Here is a 4046-nt window from a genome sequence, read left to right as displayed (position 1 = left end):
CAGCCACGCTTAATGACCTCGCGCAGCAATGCAATCCGACGATACAAGGGTGGTGGAATTACTATGGGGCGGTCTATCGAACGGCGATGCACGCGATCTTCCAATATATGGATCGGAAGCTCGAGCGCTGGGCCCGACGGAAGTACAAGACACTGTCGCGACACAAACGGCGTAGCGCTGATTGGCTACGCAAGATGGCGGCTGTCTACCCACGGTGTTCGTTCACTGGCGTGTCGTTGGGTCACCGGTTGGCTGACGGGAGCCGTATGAGGCGAGAGTCTCACGTACGGTTCTGCGAGAGGCTTGAGGTGAAACCCCTCGGGCCTACTTACCACCCTCACAGCCCGCTGGCAGCGGGGTACCTGCGAGAACACCAACGGCCTACTGCGCCACTACTGCCCAAGGGCACTGACCTCTCGGTCTACAGTCAGGATGACCTCGACGCCATCGCCGACAGTCTCAACAGCCGGCCTCGTGCCACACACGCATTCCACTCGCCGTTCGAAGTCTTCGCCAGCATGCTTACTCATAGGTCAGTAAGTTAGGGAACAAATTCCGTGGATGCTGATCTATCGTGTTATGTCACGCGGTGGAGCGATGGACTATGAAACGAGATGGCAGGAGTCTGGCGCACAACATCCTTGAAGAGATGCGCATGCTTGCCCTTGATCGCATGAATGAGGGGGAACACCCCGATGCGGTTGCGGCGTCGTTCGGGATGCATCGCTCGTGGGCATATAAGCTGCGGGCGAAGGCCCGGGGACGAGGGCGAGGTGTACGTGCATTGCGCTCAAGCCGGGCGACAGGCCGCCCGCGCAAACTCACAGCGGCCCAGGAACAGCAGGTGCTGCGCTGGATCAATGGTAAGAATCCAATGCAGTACGGCTTTGACTTCGGACTGTGGACGCGCAACCTGGTGCGCGAACTGGTGCGGCGCAAATTCGGCACCACGCTGAGCCTCGCGTCGATCGGCACGATGCTGGCGCGCCTGAACCTTACGCCGCAAAAGCCATTGCAGCGTGCTTACCAGCGCGATCCAGAGGCAATCGAGCGCTGGCAGCACGACACGTATCCATCTATTGCCAGACTGGCTCGTGAGCAGAAGGCGGAGATCTTCTTCTGGGACGAATCGGGCTTTCGGGCTGACTCGGTGCATGGCAAGACCTGGGCGCCGCGCGGCGAAACACCCGTCGTAGAGCGTCCCGGCCAACGGCAGAGTATGAGTGCAGCATCCGCAGTCAGCTCGAAGGGTGCCTTCTGGTTTGCGACGTACGAAGGGGGACTCAGTGGTGAACTGTTCGTCACGCTGCTCAAGAAGTTGATGTTCAATCGTAAGAGGCCGATTCATCTGATCGTCGACGGACTGCCAGCACACAAAAAGGCTGTCGTGAACGACTACGTTGCCAGTACCAACGGCAAACTGACCCTGCACTTTCTGCCCGGTTATGCGCCGGACCTCAACCCGGACGAGTTAGTGTGGAGCCACGTGAAGCGCACAGGCGTCGCGCGAAATCCCTTGCGCAGGGGTGAAAAGCTCGGCCCGAGGATTCACGAGCAACTTGCCCAGGTTCAGCAAAACCCAGACCTTGTGCGGTCGTTTTTCAGACATCCATCTGTCGCCTACATTTCTGACCTATGAGTAATGTACCCGGCACAGGATTTTCGGGTTCGGCACGCATCCCGGTCGCCTGTGGCACCAGCACCCGATTGTGCGGACCGGGCAGTAAGCGCCATGTGCGACACAGGCAGCAGGCACGACCTAAGAGGCTGTTGCAAAATTACCCATAGGGACTGTTAACTTTTTCGAGTCGGTGTTAACTTCATGTCTTGTTTTGCCTGACAGGAAGCGATGCCTAAAGAACTTATAGACGAAAAATTGTGGTCACTGATCGAACCACTGCTGCCCGCGCGCGCACCTCGCAATCGCCGATACGCCGGGCGCAAACCAATACCCGACCGAGCGGTACTGACGGGCATCGTGTTTGTGCTGCGTTCCGGTATTGCGTGGAACTTGCTACCGCAGGAAATGGGTTGCGGTTCCGGCACGGCTTGCTGGCGGCGACTGGTCGCGTGGCAAGAAGCCGGTGTCTGGCAGCGCATCCACGAGACCATGCTCGCAGAACTGCGCCGGCGCGGGGAGCTGGATTTAACGCGAGTACTTGTCGACAGTTCTTCAGTGCGCGCCATGTTGGCGGGAAAAAAACCGGGCCCAATCCCACGGACCGGCGCAAGCTCGGCAGCAAGCACCATCTCATTGTCGACGCGCAAGGCATCCCGCTCGCGGTTATCCTGACTGGAGCGAACCGCCATGACATCACTCAGCTTGAGGCATTGGTCGAGGCCATTCCACCAATAAGAGGCAAGCGCGGTCGACCCCTGCGCAAGCCGCGAACAGTTCAGGGCGACAGAGGCTATAGCTCCGAGCCACACCGGCGACGCTTGCGCAAACGCGGCATCAAACCGTTGCTTGCGAAAATCGGCTCGCCCCATGGCAGCGGACTGGGTAAAACGCGTTGGCCAGTCGAGCGCTCTATCGCCTGGCTTCACTCGTTTCGACGCTTGAAGATTCGCTACGAACGCTATGCTCATATCCACGAAGCCTTCCTATCTTTAGCTTGTGCGTTGATTTGTTGGACTCGTCTAAAGCCTTCATTTAACTAATTTCGCAACAGCTTCTAATACTACAGCCGTAGATGCAAAGGAACTGTTGATACGCAGCCGCGTCGCCGATAGTGGCACTGCTGTGCGCGGTATTGATGCCTGCGACGCCATACCGACCATGACAACACGTACTCGATGGAGTGAGCGCCGCGCCATAGGAGGCGGCATAGCAGTCGGCGGATCTCCTGCACACTGAGCGGCACCGAACCTTCAGGTGTTTTTTTTGCCGCGCACCCGCAGGGTGACGAGCACGGCATAGGCCAGCAAGGCCAGCGTGATGTGGCGTTACCAGCCCTGCCATCGGCGTACCTCATATTGATCGAGCCCGCATTCGCCCTTGGTCGCCTCGAAGCCGGTTTCGATTTCCCACCTGCGGCCCGCGACGTTGACCAGGGTTTGCCGTGTGGCTTTGTTGCGCGGCGCGTACACGACGTAATACGCATGCTCGCGTTTCTCATCAAGGCTGCGCCGTACCAGCAGGTAATGCCCGAAGCGGCGCTCTTCGGCGGTGGTCTGCAAGCGCCACAGCGGGGTCAGCGCCCAGTCATACAGGCGCTCGCCCTTTGCACCGGCACCCGCTGACAGGCGTCGCCACGCCCGTGCCGGCAGGGCTTCGGCGATCCGGTCGGCCCGTACGTAGTCGGGACCCTGCCACCACAGAGGTTCGTTCTTCGCGACGGCCAACACGAAAGACTGGCCGCGCGTCTCGAGCCATAGCCTCAGGTGATGGTCGCCGCCGTAGACTTCATCACCCGTGACCCAGCCCGCACGGCACACCTGCATCCAGCGCCCGCTCAAGCATGCTGCGCGCGAGTTGCGGCTTCGTTGCAAACTCCACCGACTCGGGAATGCCCGCTGCCTTGCAGCGCACACGGTCATCGGTCCAGGCCTTGGGCACATACAGCTCGCGGTCGATAAACGCGCTTCCGCCACGCCCGGCATAGCAGAGGAACACACCGATCTGGCTGTTCTCGATACGGCCTGCAGTGCCGCTGTACTGGCGTTGCACACCGGCCGAGTGCTGCCCCTTCTTGACGAAACCGGTCTCATCCACGATCAGCACAGCCTCACGTTCGCCCAGTAATTCAACCACATACTCCCGCAGTACATCGGGGCGGCCCAAAAACCGGGCCGAACCCCGTAGAGCGTGCGCGACCGGGCTCCAAGCACCATGTCGCTACCGACGCCAACGGGGTGCCACTCTCGATCATCTTGACCGGTGCCAATCGCAATGACGTCACACAATTGTTGCCGCTCATTGACACGATTCCACCCGTCCGTGGAATTCGCGGTCGCCCTTTGAAAAAGCCTCAGGCCGTCTATGCCGATCGCGGATACGACTCCGAACCACACCGGCAGCGATTGCGCGATCGGGGTATCAAACC

Annotated in this window: 2 protein-coding genes and 4 pseudogenes; 5 read left to right on the top strand and 1 reads right to left on the bottom strand. The window is 59.9% G+C overall.

From position 1 onward, the window contains the following. From WCA53_RS22380 to WCA53_RS22365, 4 genes and pseudogenes are all read left to right on the top strand, one after another. Nucleotides 1–164 (top strand): annotated as a pseudogene (locus WCA53_RS22380) (group II intron maturase-specific domain-containing protein); the annotation flags it as partial. 171 nt (nt 165–335) lie between these two features. Beyond that, nucleotides 336–545 (top strand): annotated as a pseudogene (locus WCA53_RS22375) (transposase); the annotation flags it as partial. A 59-nt stretch (nt 546–604) separates the two neighbouring features. Further along, nucleotides 605–1639, top strand: coding sequence for an IS630 family transposase (locus WCA53_RS22370; protein WP_423915659.1), 1035 nt, complete (start codon nt 605–607; stop codon nt 1637–1639). Between the two features lie 210 nt (nt 1640–1849). Next, nucleotides 1850–2661, top strand: a protein-coding gene (locus WCA53_RS22365) for an IS5 family transposase (RefSeq protein ID WP_423915657.1) whose coding sequence is annotated in 2 segments (ribosomal slippage) — nt 1850–2189 and nt 2189–2661 — 813 coding nt in all. Because the reading frame shifts where the segments join, the coding sequence is not laid out codon by codon here. Between the two features lie 210 nt (nt 2662–2871). Here the strand turns inward: WCA53_RS22365 and WCA53_RS22360 are convergent. Next, nucleotides 2872–3772 (bottom strand): annotated as a pseudogene (locus WCA53_RS22360) (IS701 family transposase); the annotation flags it as partial. 5 nt (nt 3773–3777) lie between these two features. Between WCA53_RS22360 and WCA53_RS22355 the strand changes: the two are divergent. Next, a pseudogene (locus tag WCA53_RS22355) lies at nt 3778–4046 on the top strand (transposase); the annotation flags it as partial.

The sequence above is a fragment of the Caballeronia sp. genome (assembly GCF_049581465.1).
Lineage (GTDB): Bacteria > Pseudomonadota > Gammaproteobacteria > Burkholderiales > Burkholderiaceae > Caballeronia.
This window is presented reverse-complemented; position numbering and strand designations above follow the sequence as displayed.

Excerpts from the sequence above, each read along its gene's own strand:
- WCA53_RS22370 (WP_423915659.1), top strand. The coding sequence starts at position 605 with ATGAAACGAGATGGCAGGAGTCTGGCGCACAACATCCTTGAAGAGATG.